24 protein-coding genes are annotated in these 24,803 nt (G+C 59.4%); 20 read left to right on the top strand and 4 right to left on the bottom strand.

Features of this window, described 5'->3' with window-relative positions; genetic code table 11:
• Window positions 1-4: 4 nt before the first annotated feature.
• The 5 genes from BKN05_RS01245 to BKN05_RS01225 all read left to right on the top strand — a co-directional run bounded on the left by BKN05_RS01245 (window position 5) and on the right by BKN05_RS01225 (window position 5,033).
• Window positions 5-1,192, top strand: coding sequence for a sensor histidine kinase (locus BKN05_RS01245; protein WP_286687731.1), 1,188 nt, complete (start codon window positions 5-7; stop codon window positions 1,190-1,192).
• The gene (locus tag BKN05_RS01240; RefSeq protein ID WP_286687730.1) at window positions 1,185-1,928 is read left to right on the top strand and encodes a response regulator; all 744 of its coding nucleotides are present in this window, start codon (window positions 1,185-1,187) and stop codon (window positions 1,926-1,928) included. The genes BKN05_RS01245 and BKN05_RS01240 overlap by 8 nt, the downstream gene beginning before the upstream one ends.
• Window positions 1,929-1,994: 66 nt before the next feature.
• Entirely contained in the window at window positions 1,995-2,894 is a 900-nt protein-coding gene (locus BKN05_RS01235; RefSeq protein WP_049377493.1) for an ABC transporter ATP-binding protein, read from the top strand.
• A 45-nt stretch (window positions 2,895-2,939) separates the two neighbouring features.
• Window positions 2,940-3,692 (top strand): ABC transporter permease, encoded by a 753-nt coding sequence (locus BKN05_RS01230; RefSeq protein WP_049377456.1) that lies wholly within the window; start codon window positions 2,940-2,942, stop codon window positions 3,690-3,692.
• A 27-nt stretch (window positions 3,693-3,719) separates the two neighbouring features.
• Window positions 3,720-5,033: a DUF4921 family protein gene (locus BKN05_RS01225; RefSeq protein WP_286687729.1), complete on the top strand. Its 1,314-nt coding sequence runs from the start codon at window positions 3,720-3,722 to the stop codon at window positions 5,031-5,033.
• 30 nt (window positions 5,034-5,063) lie between these two features.
• Here BKN05_RS01225 and yaaA read toward each other — a convergent pair whose 3' ends face one another.
• Window positions 5,064-5,786, bottom strand: coding sequence for a peroxide stress protein YaaA (gene yaaA / locus BKN05_RS01220; protein WP_286687728.1), 723 nt, complete (start codon window positions 5,784-5,786; stop codon window positions 5,064-5,066).
• A 31-nt stretch (window positions 5,787-5,817) separates the two neighbouring features.
• Between yaaA and BKN05_RS01215 the strand changes: the two genes are divergently transcribed.
• On the top strand, window positions 5,818-7,587 hold the full coding sequence (locus BKN05_RS01215; protein ID WP_286687727.1) for a proline--tRNA ligase: 1,770 nt from the start codon (window positions 5,818-5,820) through the stop codon (window positions 7,585-7,587).
• Window positions 7,588-7,626: 39 nt separating this feature from the next.
• On the top strand, window positions 7,627-7,989 hold the full coding sequence (locus BKN05_RS01210; protein WP_198491610.1) for a DoxX family protein: 363 nt from the start codon (window positions 7,627-7,629) through the stop codon (window positions 7,987-7,989).
• Between the two features lie 123 nt (window positions 7,990-8,112).
• Here the strand turns inward: BKN05_RS01210 and BKN05_RS01205 are convergent, their stop codons facing one another.
• Together BKN05_RS01205 and BKN05_RS01200 are read right to left on the bottom strand one after the other, a co-directional pair.
• On the bottom strand, window positions 8,113-8,442 hold the full coding sequence (locus BKN05_RS01205; protein ID WP_286687726.1) for a transglycosylase family protein: 330 nt from the start codon (window positions 8,440-8,442) through the stop codon (window positions 8,113-8,115).
• Between the two features lie 181 nt (window positions 8,443-8,623).
• Window positions 8,624-9,475, bottom strand: coding sequence for a DUF4439 domain-containing protein (locus tag BKN05_RS01200; protein ID WP_286687725.1), 852 nt, complete (start codon window positions 9,473-9,475; stop codon window positions 8,624-8,626).
• A gap of 38 nt (window positions 9,476-9,513) precedes the next feature.
• Between BKN05_RS01200 and rimP the strand changes: the two genes are divergently transcribed.
• The 9 genes from rimP to BKN05_RS01155 all read left to right on the top strand — a co-directional run bounded on the left by rimP (window position 9,514) and on the right by BKN05_RS01155 (window position 19,040).
• Window positions 9,514-10,053 carry a ribosome maturation factor RimP gene (rimP, locus tag BKN05_RS01195; RefSeq protein WP_005325182.1) on the top strand — a complete coding sequence of 180 codons (540 nt, stop codon included), beginning with the start codon at window positions 9,514-9,516 and terminating at the stop codon, window positions 10,051-10,053.
• A 23-nt stretch (window positions 10,054-10,076) separates the two neighbouring features.
• Window positions 10,077-11,093 (top strand): transcription termination factor NusA, encoded by a 1,017-nt coding sequence (gene nusA / locus BKN05_RS01190; protein WP_005328685.1) that lies wholly within the window; start codon window positions 10,077-10,079, stop codon window positions 11,091-11,093.
• An 84-nt stretch (window positions 11,094-11,177) separates the two neighbouring features.
• The gene (locus BKN05_RS01185; RefSeq protein WP_005328683.1) at window positions 11,178-11,525 is read left to right on the top strand and encodes a YlxR family protein; all 348 of its coding nucleotides are present in this window, start codon (window positions 11,178-11,180) and stop codon (window positions 11,523-11,525) included.
• 106 nt (window positions 11,526-11,631) lie between these two features.
• Window positions 11,632-14,463: a translation initiation factor IF-2 gene (infB, locus tag BKN05_RS01180; RefSeq protein ID WP_286687724.1), complete on the top strand. Its 2,832-nt coding sequence runs from the start codon at window positions 11,632-11,634 to the stop codon at window positions 14,461-14,463.
• Window positions 14,464-14,726: 263 nt separating this feature from the next.
• Window positions 14,727-15,170, top strand: a complete 444-nt coding sequence (gene rbfA, locus BKN05_RS01175; protein WP_239194447.1) for a 30S ribosome-binding factor RbfA — start codon at window positions 14,727-14,729, stop codon at window positions 15,168-15,170.
• Window positions 15,171-16,133, top strand: a complete 963-nt coding sequence (locus BKN05_RS01170) for a DHH family phosphoesterase (RefSeq protein WP_286687723.1) — start codon at window positions 15,171-15,173, stop codon at window positions 16,131-16,133.
• A 20-nt stretch (window positions 16,134-16,153) separates the two neighbouring features.
• A complete protein-coding gene (locus tag BKN05_RS01165) occupies window positions 16,154-17,470 on the top strand; it encodes an MATE family efflux transporter (RefSeq protein ID WP_049377446.1) in 1,317 nt (438 codons plus the stop codon).
• Between the two features lie 86 nt (window positions 17,471-17,556).
• The gene (locus BKN05_RS01160; RefSeq protein ID WP_286687722.1) at window positions 17,557-18,369 is read left to right on the top strand and encodes a metallophosphoesterase family protein; all 813 of its coding nucleotides are present in this window, start codon (window positions 17,557-17,559) and stop codon (window positions 18,367-18,369) included.
• Window positions 18,366-19,040, top strand: a complete 675-nt coding sequence (locus BKN05_RS01155; RefSeq protein ID WP_286687721.1) for a 4'-phosphopantetheinyl transferase family protein — start codon at window positions 18,366-18,368, stop codon at window positions 19,038-19,040. Before BKN05_RS01160 ends, BKN05_RS01155 begins: the two co-directional genes overlap by 4 nt.
• Here the strand turns inward: BKN05_RS01155 and truB are convergent.
• On the bottom strand, window positions 19,037-19,930 hold the full coding sequence (gene truB / locus BKN05_RS01150; protein WP_286687720.1) for a tRNA pseudouridine(55) synthase TruB: 894 nt from the start codon (window positions 19,928-19,930) through the stop codon (window positions 19,037-19,039). The genes BKN05_RS01155 and truB overlap by 4 nt on opposite strands.
• A gap of 23 nt (window positions 19,931-19,953) precedes the next feature.
• Here truB and BKN05_RS01145 point away from each other — a divergent pair, with 23 nt between their 5' ends.
• The 4 genes from BKN05_RS01145 to BKN05_RS01130 all read left to right on the top strand — a co-directional run bounded on the left by BKN05_RS01145 (window position 19,954) and on the right by BKN05_RS01130 (window position 24,738).
• A complete protein-coding gene (locus tag BKN05_RS01145) occupies window positions 19,954-20,976 on the top strand; it encodes a bifunctional riboflavin kinase/FAD synthetase (protein WP_286687719.1) in 1,023 nt (340 codons plus the stop codon).
• Window positions 20,977-21,909, top strand: coding sequence for a nucleoside hydrolase (locus BKN05_RS01140; RefSeq protein WP_286687718.1), 933 nt, complete (start codon window positions 20,977-20,979; stop codon window positions 21,907-21,909).
• 169 nt (window positions 21,910-22,078) lie between these two features.
• Complete coding sequence (gene rpsO / locus BKN05_RS01135; protein ID WP_005278802.1) at window positions 22,079-22,348, top strand: 30S ribosomal protein S15; 270 nt, start codon at window positions 22,079-22,081, stop codon at window positions 22,346-22,348.
• Between the two features lie 143 nt (window positions 22,349-22,491).
• Window positions 22,492-24,738, top strand: coding sequence for a polyribonucleotide nucleotidyltransferase (locus BKN05_RS01130; RefSeq protein WP_286687717.1), 2,247 nt, complete (start codon window positions 22,492-22,494; stop codon window positions 24,736-24,738).
• Window positions 24,739-24,803: the final 65 nt, after the last annotated feature.

Genomic DNA, 24,803 nt, shown 5'->3' with positions numbered 1-24,803 from the left:
AGCCATGAAGAAGCTATGGCCCGATGCACTTCGCGCGTGGGTAGGCCCACCGTGGAGAATTCTCATTCCGCTGTTCTTCTGGACTTCTTCGGTGCGGGTGGCAGAAGGTGTTATTGATGGATCCTCGCCTTTCCAAATGTTGGTCCTCGTGCTTTATGCAGTCGGTATTCCACTAGCATTATGGCTGCACCCCAAGCTCAAGGAGTACGCCATTGGCTTCATCGCAGTAATACTAACGGTGTGTATCTTTACCCCGCTGGCTGCCATGGGTAACGCTCACTTCTTCCCAGTGGCATACTGCGTATTTCTTATAGGCGCACATTCACCCAAGCGCTTACAACGGTTCTGGATAGGGTGGATTGCCTTAGGCACCTTGGCGGCCACTGCAGCGGACCTTTATGGGCGGAGACTCATAGATGGCATCGACTTTGGTCTGGAAGATGCCAACAGCATCGGCCCTCTGCCTGCTTTCGGCTCAGTCATTGCCATAGCGTGGCCCGTCATGGGCTTTTTCTTCTTGCTGGGCACCAATGACCGCAAAAAGCGCGAGGACCAGCAGCTGCTGATTGAACGTGCGGAGATGGCCGGCGCGGTAGAGCGCAACCGCATTGCCCGCGAGATGCATGACATTGTGGCGCATAATTTAGCGGGCGTTATCGCACTTGCCGACGGCGCCCGGTTCGCTGCTGCCAAAAATCCCACAGCGGCCACAGAAGCCTTGGAAACCATCGCCTCTACCTCCCGCGATTCCCTCAAGCAGATGCGCGGATTGCTCTCCGTGCTGCGAGATGGCGATTCCCGCGCCGATACCAAGGCGCCTGGCGCGAGCGATATCGCCGGACTCATCTCGGAAGCCCGCCGCAGCGGCTTCGATATCACCGTGCACGGGCTGGAGGACCTGCCGACCGAAAGCGACGAGCTCTACCAATTCACCGTCTACCGCGTGGTGCAAGAAATTTTGACCAATATGCTCAAGCATTCCCGCGATAAAAGGGGAGTGCTGCGCTTCCGCTCTACTGGAAACGGCCTAGTATTGAGCGCCGATAACTCGGCCGCACGCACGCCGGACAATCACAAGCCCGGTTACGGTCTCATCGGAATGATCGAGCGCGTTAAGGCCTATGGCGGCAGCGTTGCTACCCGCACCGAGGACGGACACTTCTTTATCACCGTGGAGGTACCCAATGACTAACCCTGAGCAGCCAACAGGTGCGCCCGCCGGCCCCATCCGCATTGGCCTAGTCGATGACCAGCCCCTCGTACGCGCCGGGTTCGCCATGCTCCTTGGTTCCCAAGAGGATTTGGACGTTGCCTGGCAGGCCTCCGATGGCGATGAAGTCCTTGACCTCGCCCGCGCGCAGCCTGCCGATATTGTGCTCATGGATGTCCAGATGTCCCGCGTCAATGGCATCGCCGCCACCGAAAGGTTGCTGCCGGAATTCCCGGACACCCAGGTCATCATGCTAACCACCTTCGATGACCAGAACTTTGTCCATGGCGCGATTTCCGCCGGGGCTTCCGGGTTCCTGCTCAAAGACGTCGAACCGGAGGAACTCCTCGCCGCTATTCGTACCGTACATTCCGGCGAGGCCGTCCTTTCACCGCGCATTACCGCCCAGGTGCTGCAGCAACTGCGCAGCGAGCAGTCTGCAGCACAGCCCGATTCACCTGCCACCCCCGTCGCGGCAGCAGCTACCGCCCCTCCGGCAGAAGATCTCACACCACGCGAGCTGGACGTCCTCAAGCTGATGGCACTGGGGTATTCGAATACCGAAATTGCGGAGTGCGAGTTCGTCTCCATGGCCACGGTCAAGACCCACGTGCGCCACATCTTGACGAAAACCGGCTCGCGCGACCGCGTGCATGCTGTGCTCTACGCGCTTACTCATGGCGTGGTTTCGGTGGAGGAACTGCTCTCTCATCCCTAGGTATGACCTGCTAAATCACTCCCGAGGATGGTTACTTTGTGCCGGTCAGGCGGCACGATGGGAACCATGCTCAAAGTTTCACACCTTTCCAAGAATTTCCGTTCCTTTAAAGCAGTAGATGACCTCTCCTTTGAGGTCCCAGACGGTCAAGTCACCGGCTTCCTCGGACCGAATGGTTCCGGCAAATCCACCACCATGCGCATGTGCGTGGGGTTGGAGAATCCGACTTCCGGCAACGCGACTTTTGATGGCACGCCCTTCCGTAAACTGTCCAATCCCGCTACCACGGTGGGCACCTTGTTGGACGCCAACTGGTTCCACCCGGGCCGCAGCGCCCGTGCCCACCTGGGCTACATGGCCGCGCTGCAGGGCGTGTCCATGAATCACGTGGATGACACCTTGGACCGCGTCGGCCTTACCCAGGTAGCCACCAAACGAGTGGGCGGCTATTCGCTCGGCATGAAGCAACGCCTAGGCCTTGCCTGTGCGCTCATCGGTGAGCCGAAGCATTTGCTTCTCGACGAACCCGTCAACGGTCTCGATCCCGAAGGCGTGCACTGGATGCGTGCCCGCATCCGCGAATTCGCCGAGGCCGGCTGCTCCGTGTTGGTTTCTTCCCACCTGCTTTCGGAGATGCAGCTCACCGCAGACCGCCTCGTGGTCATTGGCAAGGGCAAGTTGCTGGGCGAGGGCACAGTGGAGGAGTTCGTCAACGGCACGGGAGGCGCAAGCCTCGAAGTGATTGTGGACCAGCCCGATGAACTCCTGCGTCAATTGCACGGCACCGATGCGGAGACCTCCTTTGACGGTGAGGTCTTGCGCGTGCGCGGTCTCGAAGGCTCCGACATCGGCCGCATCTGCCTGGATAACCGCATTCTTATCTCCAGCTTGGAACGCAAGCAGCCCTCCCTGGAAGAGGCCTACCTCGGCGCTACCGCCGACCACGTGGCCTACCGCTCCGCATAGTTTTTCACCTGCACAATACGCTTCATCTGCAAAGGATTGTTTTACATGAACGCTTTGATTTCTGAATCCCGGAAACTATTTTCGCTCCGCTCTACTTGGATATACCTCGCCGTAGTTTCAGCTGGCATGGCTGCCGGCGCTGTCTTGTTGGCTTGGGCGAATGACTTCAATGGTACGGTCGACGGCAAATTCGAGGCTGTCGATGTGTCCATTTCCGGTTCACTCGCCATTGTCGTGATGGTGTTTGCTGCAGCCATGATGGTAGGCGGCGACCAAAGTAAAGGAACAGTTTCATGGTCATACCTCTCATCAAATCGCCGCGTAGGTATAGTGCTGAGCCAATTTTTCATCATCACCTTTTCGTTACTGCTCGCGGCCACACTGGGAATGGTGGTAGCCACGCTGTTGATTACTGCCTTCGGAGGTGATTTCAATCTGGAAAGCTTCATGCATTGGCCGGATAACAAGGGGTTCATCCTTGCCTACGTTGAGTGGACTGTCTTTATCCTGTTAGCTACCAGCTTGGCCTACCTTTTGCGCAGTGGTGCATTCGCAGCGATGATTCTCGTGGCAGAGTATTTCGTCATTGAAACCGCCCTCGATGCCGTTAGCGCTCCTTGGGCGAAGGCTATCCTCCGGGTGCTACCTGATGCCAACGCTTGGGGGCTAGTAATGGGCACCAACCGCAGTGGTGATGAGCAATCTCGAGCCGTTGCCGCTGTCGTTCTAATCGTGATGATCTTGCTCACCGTTGGTGGGGCCTGTGCGGTGGCGCGTCGTCGCTCTGTTGCGAAATAGCTACTAGGAGTTACTACCCTAGTGGGCATGAGTGATGCACTTTTTGCCCGCATAGAACCCATCCAGACCATGCGGGATGGCACGGTCAAGCAGGTCAACCCGTTCTCCGGGACCGAGGTGTGGACCGTGCCGGGCCGGGGCAACCGCCCCTTGTCCACACCGGTGGCTAACCCGCAGCCCTTGCACGAAGAAGACTTCACTCACCGCTGCGCCTTTTGCTCAGGTCGCATGACTGATACCCCGCCGGAAAAGGCCCGCATCCTGCCTTCCGGCGGGATTGTGCGTGGATTACCTTTGAGCGAATATGGCCACACCGTGCCGGCCTTTCGCCGCATCCCCAATCTGTTTGAAATCGTCTCCTATGACTACTGGCACGCCAACTACGGCTTCGACATGGATGCGGAGACCCGACAGCGCATGGACAACTACCTTGCCGATCCTGCCGGCCGAGAACATGTGCTCAGGATCGTGCGCACGAAGCGGAAGGCGGCGCACCTGCCTGAGGCAAGCGAAGAGGAACTTATGGAACAGGCGGCGGGCTTTTTCGCAGGTGGCCACGACGTCATCGTGGCCGGACGCCATTTTGAGCGCGGTGCACAAGATGATTCCCAGCTAGTGTCTTCCGGCACCTTGAGCGCCGAAGAGCACCTGCTCTTTATGCAGCTGACTATCGATGCCATGCGGGACCTCTACGAGCGCAACCGCTACGCACCCTATGTGGTGGCCTTCCAAAACTGGCTGCAGCCAGCCGGCGCCTCCTTTGAGCACTTGCACAAGCAACTCGTTGCCATCGATGACCGCGGCATGGCCTCCCACCGGGAGGTACAGATGCTGCGCAGCAATATGAACATGTACAACGAGTGGGCGGTGGACTATGCCGCTAGCCGCAACCTCATCGTCGCGGAAAATGACCATGCCGTTCTCTTCGCCGGCTTTGGGCACCGCTATCCCACCTTGGAGGTCTACTCCAAGTCCGCGACCTGTGAGCCGTGGCGGCAGTCAGAAGAGGAAATCCGCTCCATGAGCGACCTTGTTCACGCTGCCCACGCCGCAGTAGGCCGCGAGGTGCCCTGCAATGAGGAGTGGCACCACAAGCCTGCCGACGTCGACGTCGCTCAGCCATGGCGCATCCTCATCAAGCTCCGCATTTCCACCCTTGCCGGATTCGAAGGCGGCACCAAAATTTACCTCAACACCATCTCGCCCTGGGATCTGCGCGATAGGGTAGTAAGCCAGCTTTATCCCCTGCGCGAGTCCGGGCATGTTGCCCGCTCGGTCCGCGTGGCTACCGAATGTTCGGTACAGCGCAACAGCCTGCTGTATAACCCACAGCTGCGCTAGGCAAGCTGTGCTGAGTAGTTTGCGGTGGGCTTAGCGCTTGACGACGAGCGTGAGCTCACTCGACCCAGGCCCCGGCTCCTCAACTGTCATACCCGCGGCGTGTGCGATGGCGGCAACGTCGGCGGCGCAATAGGCGTCAGCAGGCGAGAGCGCTAACTCGCGGGCTAAAAGGCCCTTGTAGTGTTTATTGAAGTGGCTGACCACCTTGCGCGATCCATTGTCCTGCACGCTTTCCACCCGTACCGTTACCGCATCCTTTACGCGGCCGAGCTGCTGGTAGGTGCCCGAGCGCAGATCCACAATAAGCTCGTCTACCCCCTCGAGCGCCTGCGTGATCTGTGTGCCCCAGCGTGACTTCATGGTGCGGCCGCCTAGCTTCGAGCCTCCCGAAAGTCGGTAATGCGGAATGGGGTCGCTGGCGCGGAGGACTCCAAAGAGGGCGTCGCCAATAGCAAGGCGATCCCACGTGGGCAGGGAAGGGGCATCCAAGGCATCAAAAAGCACGCCGGTATAGCGCAACACGGCTGGCATGGTGGGGGTGGTGAAAAGCCCCTGGTTGGATTCGGCCTCACCGCGCAGCTTTTCCGAAAGCTTGAGTACCTCCATGGCCTCGTCTACCGGAAGAGACTGCAGTTCAGCAGCAATTTCTTGCCGGGTGGCATGCAATTGCGGAAAGGACAGCTGGCTGAAGTCAAGGGGCTGTCCCGTACCGCCATGAGCTTTAGTTTCTGAAGGAGGGAGGATAATGAGCATATATACAGGGTAGCGGGGTATATTTTGGTGCATGATTACCCGCCTTTCTGAACTATTTCTCCGTACCCTTCGTGAGGACCCCGCCGATGCCGAGGTTCCTAGCCACAAGCTGCTCGTACGCGCCGGTTATGTACGCCGCGTCGCGCCGGGCGTATATACCTGGCTGCCGTTGGGTCTGCGCACCCTGCGCAAGATTGAAGATGTAGTCCGTCAGGAAATGGACGCCATTGGCGGCCAGGAGATGCTCTTTCCTGCTTTGCTGCCGCGCGAGCCTTATGAAAAGACCAACCGCTGGGTTGAATACGGCGATAACCTCTTCCGCCTTAAGGACCGCAAGAACGCAGATATGCTGCTTGGCCCTACCCACGAGGAAATGTTTGCCAGCGCGGTCAAGGATATGTACTCCTCCTATAAGGATTTCCCGGTCACGCTCTATCAGATTCAGACCAAGTACCGCGATGAGGAGCGCCCCCGCGCTGGTGTGCTGCGTGGCCGCGAATTCACGATGAAGGATTCTTACTCCTTCGACATGACCGATGAGGGCTTGGATGAGTCCTACGGCCGCCACCGCAAGGCGTATCAGAATATCTTCAACCGCCTGGAGATCGATTACGCCATCTGTAAGGCCACCTCTGGTGCCATGGGCGGCTCCGCGTCCGAGGAATTCCTCGCCGTCTCTGAGGTGGGCGAGGATACTTTTGTGCGTTCCACCGAGGGCGACTACGCAGCCAACGTCGAGGCCGTGGTGACCCCAGCGCCGGCGGAGAAGGATATTGAGGAACAGCCAGAGGCACAGGAGTATGACACCCCGGGAGCAGAGACCATTGAGAAGCTGGTCGAATGGGCCCAGGGCGCAGGCATTACTGTCGACGGCCGCGAGGCCACCGCTGCAGATACCCTCAAGTGCATGATGGTCAAGCTCTTCCACCCGGCCGCGGAGAGCGAAGAGCGCGAGTCGGAGTTGGCGGCCGTTCTCATCCCTGGCGATCGCGAGCTGGATGAAAAGCGCCTTGAGGCCGCACTCGAGCCGGTGGAGTTTGAGTTGGCAAGTGACAAGGACTTTGCTGACAATGACTTCTTGGTTAAGGGCTATGTGGGCCCGCGCGCTTTAAATGCCAATGGCATCAAGGTCCTGGCCGATCCGCGCGTGGTCAAGGGCACGGCGTGGATTACCGGCGCCGATGCGAGCGAGCGCCACGTGGTTAGCTGCGTAGCCGGCCGCGATTTCACCGTGGATGAGTTCATTGAGGCCGCAGAGGTTAAAGAAGGCGACCTGGCTCCTGATAACCAAGGCACCTTGACCTTAGAGCGCGGCATTGAGCTCGGCCATATCTTCCAGCTGGGCCGCAAGTACACCGAGGCCTTTGACGTGCAAATCTTGGATGAGAACGGCAAGCGCGCCGTTCCTACCATGGGGTCCTATGGCATTGGCATCACCCGCATGTTGGCCGTACTGGCTGAGCAGCGCCATGACGACAAGGGCCTCAATTGGCCGGTTGCCGTCGCTCCTTACCAGGTACACGTAGCCGTGGCCAATAAGGACGCCGCCGCCATGGAAGCTGGCGACAAGCTGGTAGAGGAGCTCTCTGCCAAGGGGCTCGAGGTGCTTTTCGATGACCGTCCAAAGGTCTCCCCAGGTGTGAAGTTCAAGGATGCAGAGCTCCTTGGCATGCCGTTCGTGGCAATTCTGGGCCGCGCCTTCAAGGAAGGCAAGATTGAGCTGCGCATCCGTGGCGGCGAGACCCTCGAGGTTCCGGCCGAGGAGATTGTAGATAAGATCCTCGAGCTCGTGCGTGGCTAAATAAGACCAACCTCTGCGCGGCGGGGTACCGTGGAAGGCATGAACTTTCAAAAGAATGGGCTTTCCACCGTCCTTTCAGCAATGGGCGTACTGCACTTTGTGAAGGCGAAGACTTTCGAATCCATTGTTCCGCCGCAACTGCCAGGCCCTGCGCGCTTCTATAACTTTGCTTCGGGCCTGTGGGAGATTGCCACCGGTGCTTTGCTTCGCCGCCGCGCCACCCGCGGCTTCGGCGGTGCTTCCGCATTCGCACTCTTTGCTGCGGTGTGGCCGGCTAATATGTACCACGCTTGGATTGAGCGTAAGGCAGGGTGGCCAAAGAAGATCTACCACATCATCCGCCAGCCGCTACAAGTGCTGTTGATGATGTATGCCTGGAACATCGCCAAGCACGAGGCCTAAATTCACCATGGCTGCATGTTAGCCATTTAGATGAAGCACAAAAAGCCGGCCTCCTCCCCATCCCGCGAAACCCCGCGGAGTAAGGGAGGAGGCCGGCTTCGTGTTAAAAGCCGAGGCTAGAAACTAGCCGGCGACGGGACCGCCGCAGTTGGGCCAGGCGCCAGCACCCTGGGTGGCTAGGACGCTTTCGGCCACGGCAATCTGCTGCTCGCGGGTTGCCTGGTCAGCGGTTGCGGCGTACTGGGTGCCGCCATTGGCGGCCCAGGTCTGCGGGTTAAACTGTAGGCCGCCCTGGTAACCATTTCCGGTATTGATGTGCCAATCACCGCCGGACTCGCAGGCGGCTACCTGGTCCCAGGCGCTAGCCGGTGCGGCGGTAGCGGCAGGCGCGGCCAAGCCAGCAAGGCCGAGAGCTGCGGCGGAAATGGTCAACATGGTCTTCTTAGAACGCATTGAGAGGAAACTCCTTCTCTTTGTGTCTGTCTAGCTTGCGGAATCTCCTGCAAGCTCATGGTGACCCAACCTACGCACGCTAGAGGAACCGAGGCAATGCATAGCGTCGTAGAGGTAGCTGTCATTTCGCTGGCCCATTGCCAGGGGATGGACAGGTGGGGCTGGGTGGGGCGGCAGTGGTCTAGCGCATACCGTGGGACTCCGCCGCGATGCCAATGAGCCAAGTAACCCATTCCTGATCTGGGGACTCTTCTTGCGCTGCACCCGTAGCGGCCGCGGACCACTTGCGGCCGTCGTGGTCGGCAAGGCTATCGATAAAGGCCAGGGCGGAAGCGGAATCGTGGGGCAGTTCTTGCTCTCCGGAGGTATAAGCCGGCTCCGGCTGCGGCGTGTTGCCGTAGCGGGCTAGTGCGTCCTGGAGGGCGTCGATGCGGCGATGATGAACGGCTAGGCGATGATCCACCTTGTCCTCGTGTTCGGGGCCAACGTAGGCGCGGGCGAAATCTAGGCCGTATACCTGCTCATACTCCCAACTCAAGAGATCAGCAGCGCTCTTTTGCTCCGGTTGGGAAAGCTCGGGAATATCGGGGGCATCGCCAGGCAGCCAAGCATTGAGCGCGATGGCCTGCTCGGTAACTAGGGTGCGCGATTCGACGGTGACTTCATCGGCCGCCTCTGTTGTTGCGGAGGCGGCATTTTCCATAATTTCGCCAGAGTCTGCGGCGTGATTGGCCTCGGTAGGACGCTCTACCTCGCAGGAGCGTGGGGGATTGCCAGCATCATCCGTGCCACATAGCCGTGTAATTTCGGCATAAAGGGCGTCCGCCTGGGAGTTGCGCAGCTCTGCGGCATGGTCATCGACGCCGCTGAGGGACAAGGCGTCGGTGGCGGCGGCGTCGGCAAGCGCCAGCAGCCTGCTTTCTGGCCGCGGGCCAAAGTAGTCGACGACGGAATCAACCGCTTGGCACCCAGCCAAGGTGGGCAGGGTGGCGGTTGTGGCTACGAGGGCTAAAGCTAAACGTCGGCGGTTCACGCAAAAGACTGTACCCCGTAGCACGTAGGCTAGTGCACATGGCTTTCCCAGATGCACAACAATTGACCGATCTCCTACAACCAAAATTGGCTGAGCGGGGATTGGACGTAGAAGACATTAAAACCACCAAAGCGGGAAAGAAATCCCAGGTCATTATCCGTATTGATGGTGATAAGCGCCCTAGCTCCGATGTGCTGGAGGAAGTATCCAACGAGATTTCTGCCTTCTTTGATGACAAGGAAGCGCAGGGAGAGCTGAACTTCGGTGCGGGCTATACCTTGGAGGTCTCCACCCCCGGCGTGGACCTGCCGCTCACCGCCCCGCGCCACTGGCGCCGCAATCGGGGGCGCAAGGTCTCCTTTGACCTTGGCGATGGCAAGACTCAATCGGCGCGCATTGGCGCGCTTAACGACGCCGCCGATGCCGTAATCCTCATCACGGCAAGCAAAAAGGACGTGCAGGCGCGCGCTGAACGATTGGAAAACATTGCCCGGGCAGTGGTAGAAATTGAGTTTGCACAGCCGTCCGAACAGGAGTTAGAGGCAGTGCGCAAGACGTTTGAAGAAGCCGAGAATTAACCGGCAACCGAGAGGAATGACAAGTGAATATTGATCTACAGGCACTTCGTACCATCGAGTCCGAGCGCAACGTCCCCGTAAAGGACTTGCTGGAAGCGATTGCGGGTGCCTTGTTGTATTCCTACCTGGATTACCGCGAGTCTAATGCTGGCGGCAAGGTAGAAGGCGCCAAGTCCCGCGTCGATATCGACGCCACCACCGGTGCGGTCAGCGTCATTGTCTCGGAGCGCGACCCAGAAACTGGGGAAGTAACCACCGAATACGATGACACCCCGGAAAACTTTGGACGCGTGGGCGCACAGGCCGTGCGCGAGGCCATCCTGCGCAAGCTGCGCGAGGCCGAGGCAGAGCGCACCTATGATTCCTACTCGGAGCTCACCGGCCGCGTTGTCAGCGGCATCGTCCAGCGCGATGCGCGCGCTAATGCCCGCGGAATCGTCGTGGTCCAGCTGGGCTCTGAGCTGGAGTCCCAGGACGGCATCTTGCTGCCGGCCGAGCAGATTCCGGGTGAAAAGCTCGAGCACGGTGACCGCATTAAGGCCTATGTCGTAGGCGTTAATCGCAATGGCGCCCAGGTACAGATCAATCTCTCTCGCACTCATCCGGAGCTGGTGCGTGGCCTTTTTGAGCTTGAAGTTCCAGAAGTTGCCGATGGCAGCGTAGAAATGATTGCCATTGCCCGCGAGGCAGGCCACCGTTCCAAGGTGGCCGTTGTGGGCCATGCCAAGGGCCTGAACGCAAAGGGAGCCTGCATTGGCCCGCGCGGTCAGCGCGTCAACAACATCATGCGCCAGCTCGGCGGTGAAAAGATTGACATCATCGACTTCAGCGAGGATCCCACGGTCTACGTAGGCAATGCCTTGGCCCCCTCGAAGGTGGTCAAGGTTACCGTTGTGGACAACGAGGCGCAGATCGCACGCGTGGTGGTGCCGGATTACCAGCTGTCCCTGGCTATTGGTAAAGAGGGCCAGAATGCCCGTCTTGCTGCCCGTTTGACCGGTTGGAAGATCGATATTCACTCGGACGCTGACGCTAATTAAGGATCTGCGCTTTTGTAGCGTAGGCTAGTAAACGGCCCAGTTGCAGATTGGGGCATATTGGCGACGCGAAAAGTAAGGAGATGAATGTCTGAGAGGCAAAGACTCCGGACCTGCATCGCTACTCGCCGCCGCCTGCCAGATACGGACTTGCTACGGGTGGTCATCGACCACGATGATCCGCACGGCCGCCGTCTGGTAGCAGATCCACACCGCCGGCTTCCCGGCCGCGGGGCGTGGATTAGCCCCACACTTTCTGCACTCGAGCTGGCGGAGCGCAAACGCGCCTTCAAGCGCGCGCTTCGCACGTCCGCACCCGTGGACACAGGTCAGGTACGGCAGTACTTGGAAGCGCATAGCGGACAGGTACCTAGCGCGGACAATGCCGCGTTAGATTCGTACGAACCAGAGTTACAAAGGAAGACCGAACACTGATGAGCGCACAACGATGAAGCATCAGCGATGAAAGTCCTACACACCTAACTAGGGGTCAGGCCAGTTTCCGCGGCCTTGACTCCTAGTCGATACCAAGAGGAGACAAGTGCCCGGAAAGCTACGTGTTCACGAGCTCGCAAAGCAGCTCGGAGTAACCAGCAAGGAACTGCTCGCCACCCTGAAGGAACAGGGTGAGTTTGTAAAGACTGCTTCTTCCACCATCGAACCGCCGGTGGTTAAGAAGATGCGAGCACATTATGAAGCACAGTCCGGCGGCGATGACGCCGCCGAGAAGAAGCAAGACAATAAGCCTGCCAAGGGTGCCGCTAAGAGCACCGCAAAGGCGAGCGCCCCTAAGCCGGGCGCGAAGTCTGCTGCCCCGAAGCCGGGCGCAGAGGCGCCAAAGCCAGGCGCGAAAGCCGCTGCCCCGAAGCCCGGCCAGGGCGCACCGAAGCCAGGTCAGGGTGCTGCTAAGCCCGGCGCAAAGCCAGCTGCCCCGAAGCCGGGCGCACAGGCCCCGAAGCCTGGTGCTAAGGCTGCCGCACCGAAGCCCGGCCAGGGCGCACCGAAACCAGGTCAGGCTGGCGGCAAGAAGTCGGGCGAGCGTCCGACCCCAGGCAACTCCATGCCTCGTCCAATGCCGAAGCCAGGCGGTTCCCGTCGCGTAGCTAATAACCCGTTCTCCACGGGTGGCGGCGACAACCGTCCGGGCCCTCGCCCAGGTGGCTCCAAGGGCCAGCGTGGCGGCAATAAGCCAGGCGATAACCGCGGTAAGCGCGGTGGCCAGAACGAGGGCGGTAATAACCGTCAGGGTGGCAATAACCAGGGTGGCGGCGGTCGTCGTCCATCCCCGGCCATGATGCCGTCCCACCCGAACCCTGCGTCGATGCCGTCTAAGGCACCGAGCGGCGGTGGACGCGGCGGCCGCGGTCGCGGCGGTCACGGCGGACCGGGTCACGGTGGCCCAGGTGGCGGCCGTCCAGGCGGTTTCCGCGGCGGCGGACGCGGCGGACGTCGCGGTGGCACCGCAGGTGCATTCGGCCGCCCAGGTGGCGCTCCACGCAAGGGCAAGAAGTCCAAGCGTCAGAAGCGCCATGAGTACGAGGAGCAGCAGAAGCACGTCGTAGGCGGCGTGCGCTTGCCAGACGGCAAGGGCCAGACCGTCCGCCTGCGTCGCGGTGCATCCCTGTCTGACTTCGCCGAGAAGATCGGCGCGGATCCAGCAGCACTGGTGCAGGCACTGTTCAACCTCGGTGAAATGGTGACGGCAACCGCTTCCGTATCGGAAGATACGCTGCAGCTGCTCGGCTCCGAGATCAACTACAACGTCGAGGTTGTCTCCCCTGAGGACGAGGACCGCGAGCTGCTCGAGTCCTTCGACTTGAAGTTCGGCGAGGACGAAGGCGGCGAGGAAGCACTGGAGAATCGTCCTCCAGTCGTCTCCGTTATGGGTCACGTTGACCACGGTAAGACCCGCCTGTTGGACGCCATTCGTAAGACCAACGAGGGCGCCCGCGAGGAAGGCGGCATCACCCAGGGCATTGGTGCCTACCAGACCACGGTGGACGTGGACGGCGAGCGCACCATCACCTTCCTGGATACCCCGGGTCACGAGGCCTTTACCGCCATGCGTGCCCGCGGTGCTAAGTCAACCGACTTGGCCATCCTCGTGGTTGCCGCCGATGACGGCGTTATGCCACAGACCGTGGAGGCCATCAACCACGCCAAGGCTGCCGATATTCCGGTCGTCGTGGCCGTGAACAAGGTGGATAAGCCGGAAGCTCAGCCGGATAAGATCCGTGGCCAGCTCACCGAGTACGGCCTGGTTCCGGAAGAGTACGGCGGCGACACCATGTTCGTGGATATCTCCGCGAAGCAGGGCAAGAACATTGACCAGCTGCTTGAGTCGGTCATCCTCACCGCGGATGCGGCCTTGGAGCTGACCGCTAATCCAGACATGGACGCACAGGGCGTGGCCATTGAGGCTCACCTGGACCGCGGACGCGGTCCGGTGGCAACGGTCATCGTTCAGCGCGGTACCTTGCACGTGGGTGACTCCATCGTCGTTGGCGATGCGCACGGCCGTGTCCGCCGCATGCTCGATGAGTTCGGCGAAGACGTCGAAGAGGCGGGCCCATCCCGTCCGGTGCAGGTCCAGGGTCTGTCCGGTGTGCCGGGTGCAGGCGATAATCTGCTCGTGGTGGAAGATGATCGCGTTGCCCGCCAGATTGCTAACCAGCGTGATGCTCGCAAGCGTTCTGCCCTGCAGGCAAAGCAGCGCAAGCGCGTCTCCCTGGAGGATCTGGACAAGGTATTGCAGGAGACTTCGACCCTCAACCTCATCCTCAAGGGCGACAATGCCGGTTCCGTCGAGGCACTGGAAGATGCCCTGCTGGATATCAAGACCGAGGACGAAGTCGAGCTCAACATCATCGACCGTGGTGTGGGCGCTGTGACCGAGACCAACGTCTCTCTCGCAGCGGCTTCCGACGCCGTCATCATTGCCTTCAACACCCGTGCGGAAGGCAAGGCGACGGAGATGGCCACCCAAGAGGGCGTGGATATTCGTTACTACACGATCATCTACAAGGCCATCGAAGAGGTCGAGGCTGCGCTCAAGGGCATGCTCAAGCCGATTTACGAGGAGCGCGACACCGGTGCGGCCGAAATCCGCGCCCTGTTCAAGTCCTCCGCGGTGGGTACCATCGCCGGCTGCATGGTTACCGAGGGCAAGGTTGTCCGCAACGGCAAGGTTCGCCTGCTGCGCGATAACAACGTCATCACTGCCGACGCCAAGATTGAGTCCCTGCGTCACGAAAAGGACGACGCAACCGAGATCAAGGCCGGCTACGAGTGCGGTATGGTGCTCTCTTACCCGGATATCCAGGTAGGCGACATCATCCAGGCCTACGAAGAGGTCGAGGTTCCGCGCGACTAATCGCCGCCGCCTCAAGGCCCGCTTCCGCTCCCGCCGTCCCCACTGAATGTGCTGCTAGCACTCAGTAGGGAAGGCCCGGGGAGATGGGAAGCGGGCCTTGCGCTTTTTCTGCGTCTGTGAGTTGAGGGCGCCGTGGGTGCCGCTGCCTACTGGCGCTGCCGCGACGGGTTTTCATTGTCCGGGATTCGGCACTAAACTGGTGGTTTCTTGTACCGGTTGGCGGTAATTTTAGAGATAGATTCTTATTGAGCTGGGAGGTTCACATGGTCGATCACGCACGCGCAGCGCGCATGGCCAAGCGCATTCAGGAAATCGTGGCGAGCGCCATCGAACGCCAGATTAAGGATCGCCGCCTCGAGCTGGTGACCATTACGGATACTCGAGTCACGGGCGACCTGCACGATGCCACCGTTTTTTATACCGTGCGCGGAAAGGACATTGATTCAGAGCCGGACTTCGCACAAGCAGAAGAAGCCCTCAAGCGCGCTAAAGGTCAGCTGCGCAAGATTGTGGGCGATCAACTCTCGGTGCGGTTTACCCCGACGCTAACCTTCGAGGTCGATACCGTTCCGGAGGCCTCTGCTCATATGGAAGAACTTCTGGCCCGTGCTCGCGCCCGCGATGAAGAACTGGCAAAGCTGAAGGAAAACGCCCAGCCGGCAGGGGATGCGAACCCGTATAAGACCTCCGATGAAGACGAGGCTTAAGTGACCAAGAAGCAATACGAGCCGGCAGTTGCCGCTTTGCACGATGCTCATAGCATCTGCATTGTGACGCACCTGCGGCCGGATGCCGATGCCATCGGCTCTGCTGCGGCGTTGCTGCTCGCGCTGCGTCAACGGGGCAAAGACGTGTGCGCCGTTGTGGGCCAGGAGCGGGAAATTTCCCGTAACCTTTACACCATTCCTGCCGCCGACGACGTCACCACTAGTCTTAAGCTGCCGGAAGGTTATGACCTCTACGTCACCGTTGATTGTGGTTCTTTGGACCGAACGGGGTTCTTTGCGGATCGGATTGAACAGCTAGCCCAGCAGGGCCGGGTTCTGTGCATTGACCATCATTCTTCTAACCCAGGGTTTGGTGCCATCAATGTGGTGGACACTGCATGTGAATCCACCACCGTGGTCTTGCTGAGAATCCTGGATTCACTGGAGATTCAGATTGACCGTCATATTGCGCACTGCTTATATGCCGGTTTGATGACCGATACTGGCAGCTTCCGCTGGGGTAGGCCGGCTATGCACGATATTGCCACCCGCCTCATGCACTACAATCTTGATACCAAGCAGATCGCAGCTGACCTTTTAGATTCCACCACTCCGGACGATCTTCAGATGATCGGTAGGGTATTGGCCGGTTTGCGCCTCGAAGATGCAGGGGAGCACACCCTAGGCATTCTCGTCGCGCGGCTGGAAGATATCCAGGGACACTCCGATTCGGCTGTCGAATCACTAGTGGAGTTCGTTCGCGCGCTTGAAGGAACCACCGTCGGCGTGGTGTTTAAGGAACAAGCTCCGGAGGTGTGGGCGGTTTCTTTGCGTTCTTCTTGCATTGATTGTTCTTCGGTGGCGCTAACCTTCGGCGGCGGCGGGCATGTACCGGCCGCGGGCTATACTGCCCACGGGGCTCCAGAAGAGATTATTAAGGAATTGGTGGCCGCTATCCAATGAGAAATAGGCAGACGGATGGAATGAACGCTCAGGATCGCTCCACCGCCGGCACGGTAACCGCACGCGAGGTCTTTGGCCTCGCGTTTCCCGCGCTTGGCGTACTTGCAGCCATGCCGCTCTACCTTTTGCTAGATACCGCGGTTGTCGGTCGTCTTGGTGCCCAAGAGCTCGCCTCGCTTGCTGCAGCCACCACAATTCACTCCGTGGTGACGACGCAGTTGACTTTCTTGTCCTACGGCACGACCGCTCGCTCTGCTCGGCTTTTTGGCTCCGGCAAGCGCGAAGCTGCGGTTGCTGAAGGCGTGCAAGCCACCTATGTGGCTCTAGGAGTTGGCGGGCTGCTGGCGGTAATTATGTGGATTTTCGGCGGAGTGTTTGCCCGTGCTCTAACTGGTGATCCCACTACAGCCGCCGGGACGGCCTTGTGGCTGCGTATCGCAGCTCTGGCTATTCCCGTTACTCTGGTGGAGATGGCCGGAAACGGCTGGATGCGCGGTGTCCAAGATACGAAGAAGCCACTGTACTTTACTTTGTCGGGCATGATTCCCGGCGCTATTGCGGTTCCCATCTTCGTTCATTTCTGGGGGCTGGCAGGCTCGGCCTTTGCCACGGTATTAGGCATGAGTATTATTGCTGCGCTATTCGTCCGCGAATTGCACAAGGAACATACCGGCTCCTGGCAATTTCAGTGGAATGTGGTACGCGAACAGCTCATCTTAGGCCGCGATCTTATTTTGCGTTCGGCTAGCTTCCAGGTGGCGTTTCTTACCGCCACGGCTGTGGTTTCCCGCGTTGGTACCGCTTCTTTGGCCGGTCACCAGATCATGATGCAGCTGTGGAACTTCATGTCCCTCATTTTGGATTCGTTGGCCATTGCCGCGCAGTCTTTGACTGGTGCTGCACTAGGTGCTGGCTCTGCGCGGCACGCACGAAGTGTGGGCAGCAAGGTGGCGTTGTACTCTACGATTTTCTCTGGCCTCTTAGCTGTCGTATTTGCTGCTGGTGCAGGGATTATTCCGCGTATCTTCACCTCCGCTCCGGAAGTGCTCGATGCCATTTCCCAGCCGTGGTGGATCCTGGTAGCCATGGTTATCGGCGGTGGCGTGGTTTTCGCCTTCGATGGTGTTTTGCTGGGCGCGGGCGATGCTGCGTTCCTGCGCACGCTGACCATTTCTTCGGTCCTGGTGGGATTTTTGCCGGGCGTTATCTTGGCGCACTTCATGGGTACAGGCTTAACCGGCGTGTGGTGTGGCCTCGCCGCTTTCATTGCTTTCCGCATGGTGGGCGTGGTCTACCGGTTCCGTTCGATGAAATGGGCCGTAGTACAGGAGCGCTAGCTGCGCTAAAGTGGGCGTGTTCATACTCTCGCGCGGTGCCCGGCTCCGTGCAGCGCGCAGATTCTAGGAAGGCGGGTGAGAAACCTATGCCAACAGTGTGGGCGGTTTCTGACCTGCATGGAGCGGTCAAAACCAATAGCGAGCGCATTGATCAGCTCACCCCGCCCGATCCCGCAGATTGGCTCATCGTGGCCGGGGACGTTGCAGAACGCACCGATCTCATTATTCGTATTTTGCGCCAGCTCAATGATCGTTATGCCAGGGTCATCTGGGTGCCGGGCAACCATGAGTTATTCTCCCGCTCCCAAGACCGGTATCAAGGCCGAGAAAAGTATGCGCACCTGGTGGAAAGGTGCAGGGAAATTGGAGTTATTACTCCCGAAGACCCGTATCCGGTATTCCACGGGACCACCATCGTTCCGCTATTTACTTTGTATGATTACAGTTTCCGTCCGCATGGCCTTAGCGTGGACGAAGCTATTGACGCGGCGCGCGCAAAACAACTGATGATGACCGATGAGTTCGCCATCGCCCCCTTCGTAGACGTGCGGGCGTGGTGTTGGGACAGGTTGGCATATTCCATCAAGCGCCTTTCCCGAGTACATGGTCCTACCGTGTTGGTTAACCATTGGCCGTTGGTCCAAGAGCCGACAATGTTATTGCGCTTTCCTGAAATTTCCTTGTGGTGCGGAACCAGGCATACGCGGTCATGGCCGCGGCGCTATAACGCGCAGTCCGTCATCTATGGGCACCTGCATATGCCGTCTCGCATGAATGTGGACGGCGTTGACCACATCGAAACATCATTGGGGTATCCGCGTGAATGGCAGGGGCGTGAGAGCGCCCAGGCGTGGCCCTATCCGGTACTGCGTTCCTTTGTAGAGGAGGGGACACGATGATGTATCCAGAGCTATTTCCTGAAAGTGCGCGCTATTGCTACGTGCGCACGGATTCGGGTTACGCGGATTTGGCCAATTTTGAAGAACTCGCGGCTGAAGAAAAGTCTCTGGTTTCCCAGGCAGTTGATGTGCGCAAGGCCGAGTTCGGTGATGCTCGGTGGTGTGCGCACCGAGCCTTGCAGGAATTAGGTGCCAATCCGGCGACGCCGATTTTGCGCGGCGAGCGCGGCATGCCGCTGTGGCCAGAAGGTTTTGTCGGCTCGATGACGCATACCGAGGGGATGCGGGCTGCGGTGGTTGCCCCTACCTCAGCCTTAAAATCCGTAGGCCTGGATGCAGAACCCGCCGAACCGCTGCCAGATCATGTGCTCACCATGATCGCCCGAGCGGGGGAGATGCCGCAGCTTTTGCGACTTCGTGAGGCAGGGATTACCTGCCCGGACCGATTGCTTTTCTGTGCCAAAGAGGCCACGTATAAGTCATGGTTTCCCATGACCTTCCGGTGGCTCGACTTTGACCAAGCAGAAATCGACCTGCGCGAGGATGGCACGTTAATTTCCTATATTTTGGCTAGGCCCACACCGGTGCCTTTTATCACCGGGCGCTGGGTAATTCGAGACGGCTACGTTATCGTCTCCACCTCGGTTCCAGCCTTAGACTTTAGCCACTAAAGGGTAGAGGGCCGTGCCACAAATACGGTGGCCAGGCGCTTGCCTTTTTCTTTAATGAGCGCCACCGCTTGGCCATTGGGGGCCACAGCAGCGTGGACGCCCTTGAGCCCGCGAGGCTCTAGCCATTTGCCCATGGCGAGGGCGGCTGCCTCCTCATCCGAAACGGAAAGGACGGGGAAGCAGCGAGCCAAGGCCTCGTCCAGGCTGAGGGAAAGGCGCGGGGAATCGGCCAGGGTGTCGAGCGAGAGGGCGTCGGCAAGCGCAAAAGGGCCCACCTCAGTGCGGCGCAAGGCGGTCAGGTGCCCGCCCACCTGCAGGGCCTCGCCCAGATCGCGAGCTAGGGAGCGAATATAGGTACCGGAAGAACAATCCACCGTGACGTCTAGATCGATGTAGTCGCCCTCGCGGCGCTCTGCCAGAACGTCAAACTTATCTACCGTTACTGGGCGGGCGGGAATGTCTACCTCCTGGCCCTCGCGTACTAACTCATGGGCGCGGCGGCCGTTAATTTTGATAGCGGATACCGCCGCGGGCTTTTGCATAATATCGCCGGTGAGCTTGGCAATCTCTGCCTCGATTGCGGTGCGGTCAATGTCCGCAGCGCTAGCACCCCAAGAGTATTCCCCCTCGGCGTCATCGGTTGTGGTGGCGGCGCCGAGGCGAATGGTGGCGTCATAGGACTTAGTGGAGGCAACCATGTGGGCCAAGAACTTGGTGCCACGCTCCACGCCAAGGACCAGCACGCCGGTGGCCATGGGGTCGAGGGTACCGGCGTGGCCTACCTTCTTGGTATGAAAGTACCTGCGTAGGCGGCCGACAACATCGTGGGAGGTCATGCCGGCGGGTTTGTCTACGATGACGAGTCCGGAGTTTGCGAGCGCATCAGTCATAGCCTCTAAGTCTATGCTCTACGATGGTCTGCGTGGATATTTGGTACGGAATCGATGACATCCCCGCGGAATTGGGCCCAACGTCAGTAACCATCGGCGTCTTTGACGGCCTGCACCGCGGCCATCAGCAGCTCATCTCCGCCTGCGTGGAGCATGCACGCGCTCATGGTGAGCGCCCTGTCATGGTGACCTTTGACCCGCACCCGGTGTCGGTATTCCTCCCGGAACGTGCACCGTTGGCGGTGCTGAGCTTTGAACGCCGACTGGAATTGGCCGAAGAGATGGGCATTGCTGCCGTGCTCGTTATTGACTTCACCCGCGACCTTGCTGGGGTGGAGCCACGGCCCTACGTAGAAGATTTATTGGTAGGAAAGCTCGCAGCCCAGCACATCGTGGTGGGCGAGAACTTCACCTTTGGTGCCGGCGCGACCGGAACCGCCCAGGCTATGCAGGATTTTGGTGCCGAGTTTGGCTTTAGCGTGGAAATCGTTCCGCTGCTGGATGATGAGGGCGTGCGCATTTGTTCCACCCACATCCGTGAGTGCCTTGCGCAGGGGGACATCGAGTCCGCAAACTGGGCTCTCGGCCGCCATTTCACCGTGACCGGGCCCGTAGTGCGCGGCGCAGGACGTGGTGGCAAGGAGCTCGGATTCCCCACGGCCAATCAGTATTTCCCGGATACGGTGGCCATCCCGGCCGATGGTGTGTACGCGGGCTGGTTCATCGTGCACTCTGACTCCTCTATCGAGGGGGATATGCGCCCTGGCGTGGCCTATGCGGCCGCTATTTCCGTAGGCACCAACCCCACCTTCGGCGATGAGGAGCGCTCCATTGAGTCCTTTGTGCTCGACCGCGACGCTGACCTTTATGGCTACGAAGCTACGGTGCACTTTGTGGGCCACCTCCGCGATATGGTGAAGTTCAACTCCGTAGACGAGCTGCTTGAGGCCATGGCCAATGACGTAGCCAAGGCCCGCCAGGTGCTCGCTGCCGACGCGAAGGCGCAGGGCTGGACCGCGAAAGACTACTTCCTGCGGGAGAAATAAATGAAGGCGATTCTCGATCTTGATACCGGCATTGATGATGCCCTAGCGCTGGCGTATGCCATCGCCCATCCGGACCTGGACTTAATCGGCGTGACCTGCACGTACGGCAACGTGACCGTGCCCTTGGCCGTGCGCAACACCCTGGCTCTTCTAGAGCTGCTGGGCCAAGACGATATTCCAGTCTTTGCCGGACCTAGCCCGGATGGCTTTCGGCCAAGCGAGATTTCTTCTTTCATCCACGGCCACAACGGCGTGGGGGAGGTCCTGCTTCCGCCGGCAACCACCCAGGCGCAGTCCCAACCAGCGGCCGAGTTTCTCATCGAAGCCGTGCACGAGCACGGCGATGATCTAGTAATCATTCCGACCGGCCCGTCCACCACGATTGCTGCCGCCATGCAGCAGGATCCTTCCTTTGCCGCGGCCGCGCACTTGGTGATGATGGGCGGGGCTCTTACCGTTCCGGGCAACGTCACGCCGTGGTCTGAGGCCAATATCTCCCAGGATCCGGAAGCTACCGATTACCTCTTCCGCCACACGAGCGATACCACCATGGTGGGCTTGGATGTCACCTTGCGCACCCTTTTGACCACAGCGGAGTCCGCTCGTTGGCGCGCTACCGGCACCCACGCTGGCCGCATCTTTGCGGACATGGTGGACTATTACATCCGCGCTTACGCCACCACATCGCCGCACTTGGGCGGGTGCGGTTTGCACGATCCATTGGCCGTTGCGGTGGCAGCAGATGCCTCGCTTGTCGACGTCCTTTCGATAAACCTCAAGACTGACACCACCGGCCCTACCCGTGGACGGACAATCGCGGATGAAAAGCGTTTGGATGCGCCACCCACCGCCCGGGTGGCTGTGGGCGTGGATAGTGATCGTTTTGTGCGAGAGTTTGTCGAACGCCTTGAGACGTTCTTCAGCGAGCTTTAAAAGCACAGCCTAGAAGCCATGTGGTTTTGATTTTTTCTGCCTGGGCGCTGTAAGGTGTTTGTTTGGCTTAGCGACTGCGGTTCACAGCAGTTGCGGCACGCACAAGTACTGCGCCCAGCGCAGGCTTATGCGTCACGATAATGTGGACTGAAATAAAGGAGAAATACTCATGGCATTGACCACTGAGAAGAAGGCCGAAATCCTCAAGGAGTACGGCCTGCACGAAACCGATACCGGTTCCCCTGAGGCACAGGTTGCCCTGCTGACCTCCCGCATCAATACTTTGACCGAGCACCTGAAGTTCCACAAGCACGATCACCACTCCCGTCGTGGTCTGCTGCTGATGGTTGGTCGCCGTCGTGGCCTGCTGAAGTACCTGGCTGAGAACAACGTCGATCGCTACCGTGATCTGATCTCTCGCCTGGGTCTACGCCGTTAATTTCGGCCCAGCTTCGGCCACCTCGCCCCGCCCTTTGGCGGGGCTTTTGTGGTTTTTCTGTTAGAATTTGACACCGTTGTCATAGACAAAATCGACCAGGCGGCATCGACGATCGCCCAAACCACTCAAGGAGACATTTTTTAATGAGCGTTCAGAACTCCGTCGAGTTCAATATTGACGAGGACTTTGGCATTACCGAGGCCATTGCCACGCTAGACAATGGTGACTTTGGCACCCGCACCCTGCGCTTTGAAACCGGCCAGCTGGCCCGGCAGGCAGACGGCTCCGTGACCACCTACTTGGACGATGACACCATGTTGTTGGCCACGACCACCGCGTCCAACCAGCCGCGCGAGGGATTTGATTTCTTCCCGCTGACTGTGGACGTAGAAGAGCGCATGTACGCCGCCGGCAAGATTCCGGGCTCCTTCTTCCGCCGTGAGGGTCGTCCTTCTTCTGAGGCCATCCTGGCATGCCGCCTCATCGACCGCCCGCTGCGCCCAACCTTTGTCAAGGGTCTGCGCAACGAGGTTCAGGTCGTTGTCACCGTGATGTCCCAGGATCCGGAAGAGTATTACGACGTCGTTGCCATCAACGGCGCCTCCGCCGCCACCCAGCTGTCCGGCCTGCCCGTCTCCGGTGCAGTCGGCGGTGTCCGCATGGCACTGATTGCTGACGATAAGCACCCGGAAGGCCAGTGGGTAGCGTTCCCGAATCACGAGCAGCACGAGCGCGCTCTCTTTGAGATGGTCGTTGCCGGACGCATTGTTAAAAAGGGCCGCAAGGACGACGTAGCCATCATGATGGTTGAGGCCGGTGCTGGCACCAACGTTGCTGAGCGCATTGCCGACGGCGCTCCTGCACCGCAGGAAGCAGCCGTCGCTGAAGGCTTGGAGGCAGCAAAGCCTTTCATTAAGACCCTGTGCGAGGCCCAGAACGGTCTGGCGGAGCGTGCCGCCAAGGAAACCCAGGCGTTCCCGCTCTTCCCGGCATACGGCGATGATGTCTTCGCGGCAGTTGAAAAGGCCGCTGCAAAGAAGCTAGAGAAGCTGCTGACCATTCCGGGCAAGCAGGAACGCGACGACGCCACCAATGAATACATGGAGCAGGTCGAAGAAAAGCTCTTGGACCAGCTCGAGGACTTGGAAGAGGCCGATGCGTCTAAGCAGATCCGCGGCGCTTATAACGCTTTGATGAAGCAGATCGTGCGCCAGAAGATCCTCTCCGAGGGCTTCCGTATCGATGGCCGCGGCGTTACCGATATCCGTGACCTCTCCGTTGAGGTGGACTTGGTTCCGCGTGCTCACGGTTCCTCCCTGTTCGAGCGCGGTGAGACCCAGATTCTGGGTGTTACCACTCTGGACATGCTCAAGATGGAGCAGCAGATTGATTCCCTGACCCCGGTGGAATCCAAGCGCTACATGCACCACTACAACTTCCCGCCATTCTCCACTGGCGAGACCGGCCGCGTGGGCTCTCCGAAGCGCCGCGAGATCGGCCACGGTGCTTTGGCCGAGCGCGCTCTGCTTCCGGTCATCCCATCCCGTGAGGACTTCCCATATGCCATCCGCCAGGTCTCTGAAGCCTTGGGCTCCAATGGCTCTACCTCCATGGGCTCTGTATGTGCCTCCACCTTGTCCCTCTACAATGCCGGTGTTCCGCTGAAGGCTCCGGTAGCTGGCATCGCTATGGGCTTGGTCTCTGGCGAGGTAAATGGCAAGGAAAAGTTCGTCGCCCTGACGGATATCCTCGGCGCCGAGGATGCCTTCGGCGATATGGACTTCAAGGTCGCCGGTACTTCCGAGTACATCACTGCTCTGCAGTTGGACACCAAGTTGGATGGCATCCCGTCTAAGGTCCTGGCCCAGGCCCTGGAGCAGGCTCGCGATGCCCGTTCCACCATCCTGGAAACCATGGCTGAGGTCATCGATACCCCAGATGAGATGTCCGGCCTTGCTCCGAAGATCACCTCCGTCAAGATCCCGGTCAATAAGATCGGCGAGCTTATCGGACCAAAGGGCAAGACCATCAACCAGATCACCGAGGAAACTGGCGCCGATGTCTCCATCGAGGATGACGGAACCGTCTACGTTTCCGCTGCCACCGGTGAGGCTGCGGATGCTGCCATCGATAAGGTGAACTCCATTGCCAACCCACAGCTGCCGAAGGTAGGAGAGCGCTTCCTGGGCACCGTGGTAAAGACCGTGCCGTTCGGCGCATTCGTTTCCTTGACGCCGGGTCGCGATGGCTTGATCCACATTTCCAACCTGGGTGGCGACGAGCGCATCGAGAAGGTAGAAGACGTCATCAACGTTGGCGATAAGGTTCAGGTAGAAATCGCGGATATCGATAACCGCGGCAAGATTTCCCTGGTTCCGGTTGAGGACTAATCCCTAAACCCAAAGAAGGCTCTGCCTTCCAGTTTATTCGCTGGAAGACAGAGCCTTTCTTCGTA

Origin of the sequence: Corynebacterium sp. S5S1 (genome assembly GCF_001913985.1) — a bacterium.
Taxonomy (GTDB): Bacteria; Actinomycetota; Actinomycetes; order Mycobacteriales; family Mycobacteriaceae; genus Corynebacterium; species Corynebacterium marquesiae.
The sequence above is the reverse complement of the archived record's forward strand: the minus strand, read 5'-3'. Positions and strand labels throughout refer to the sequence as shown.

What these genes read in the sequence shown, in the direction of transcription:
- BKN05_RS01245 (WP_286687731.1), top strand. Translation starts at nt 5, where the DNA reads ATGAAGAAGCTATGGCCCGATGCACTTCGCGCGTGGGTAGGCCCACCG.
- BKN05_RS01240 (WP_286687730.1), top strand. Translation starts at nt 1,185, where the DNA reads ATGACTAACCCTGAGCAGCCAACAGGTGCGCCCGCCGGCCCCATCCGC.
- BKN05_RS01235 (WP_049377493.1), top strand. Translation starts at nt 1,995, where the DNA reads ATGCTCAAAGTTTCACACCTTTCCAAGAATTTCCGTTCCTTTAAAGCA.
- BKN05_RS01230 (WP_049377456.1), top strand. Translation starts at nt 2,940, where the DNA reads ATGAACGCTTTGATTTCTGAATCCCGGAAACTATTTTCGCTCCGCTCT.
- BKN05_RS01225 (WP_286687729.1), top strand. Translation starts at nt 3,720, where the DNA reads ATGAGTGATGCACTTTTTGCCCGCATAGAACCCATCCAGACCATGCGG.
- yaaA (WP_286687728.1), bottom strand. Translation starts at nt 5,786, where the DNA reads ATGCTCATTATCCTCCCTCCTTCAGAAACTAAAGCTCATGGCGGTACG.
- BKN05_RS01215 (WP_286687727.1), top strand. Translation starts at nt 5,818, where the DNA reads ATGATTACCCGCCTTTCTGAACTATTTCTCCGTACCCTTCGTGAGGAC.
- BKN05_RS01210 (WP_198491610.1), top strand. Translation starts at nt 7,627, where the DNA reads ATGAACTTTCAAAAGAATGGGCTTTCCACCGTCCTTTCAGCAATGGGC.
- BKN05_RS01205 (WP_286687726.1), bottom strand. Translation starts at nt 8,442, where the DNA reads ATGCGTTCTAAGAAGACCATGTTGACCATTTCCGCCGCAGCTCTCGGC.
- rimP (WP_005325182.1), top strand. Translation starts at nt 9,514, where the DNA reads ATGGCTTTCCCAGATGCACAACAATTGACCGATCTCCTACAACCAAAA.
- BKN05_RS01185 (WP_005328683.1), top strand. Translation starts at nt 11,178, where the DNA reads ATGTCTGAGAGGCAAAGACTCCGGACCTGCATCGCTACTCGCCGCCGC.
- rbfA (WP_239194447.1), top strand. Translation starts at nt 14,727, where the DNA reads ATGGTCGATCACGCACGCGCAGCGCGCATGGCCAAGCGCATTCAGGAA.
- BKN05_RS01165 (WP_049377446.1), top strand. Translation starts at nt 16,154, where the DNA reads ATGAACGCTCAGGATCGCTCCACCGCCGGCACGGTAACCGCACGCGAG.
- BKN05_RS01160 (WP_286687722.1), top strand. Translation starts at nt 17,557, where the DNA reads ATGCCAACAGTGTGGGCGGTTTCTGACCTGCATGGAGCGGTCAAAACC.
- BKN05_RS01155 (WP_286687721.1), top strand. Translation starts at nt 18,366, where the DNA reads ATGATGTATCCAGAGCTATTTCCTGAAAGTGCGCGCTATTGCTACGTG.
- truB (WP_286687720.1), bottom strand. Translation starts at nt 19,930, where the DNA reads ATGACTGATGCGCTCGCAAACTCCGGACTCGTCATCGTAGACAAACCC.
- BKN05_RS01145 (WP_286687719.1), top strand. Translation starts at nt 19,954, where the DNA reads ATGGTCTGCGTGGATATTTGGTACGGAATCGATGACATCCCCGCGGAA.
- BKN05_RS01140 (WP_286687718.1), top strand. Translation starts at nt 20,977, where the DNA reads ATGAAGGCGATTCTCGATCTTGATACCGGCATTGATGATGCCCTAGCG.
- rpsO (WP_005278802.1), top strand. Translation starts at nt 22,079, where the DNA reads ATGGCATTGACCACTGAGAAGAAGGCCGAAATCCTCAAGGAGTACGGC.
- BKN05_RS01130 (WP_286687717.1), top strand. Translation starts at nt 22,492, where the DNA reads ATGAGCGTTCAGAACTCCGTCGAGTTCAATATTGACGAGGACTTTGGC.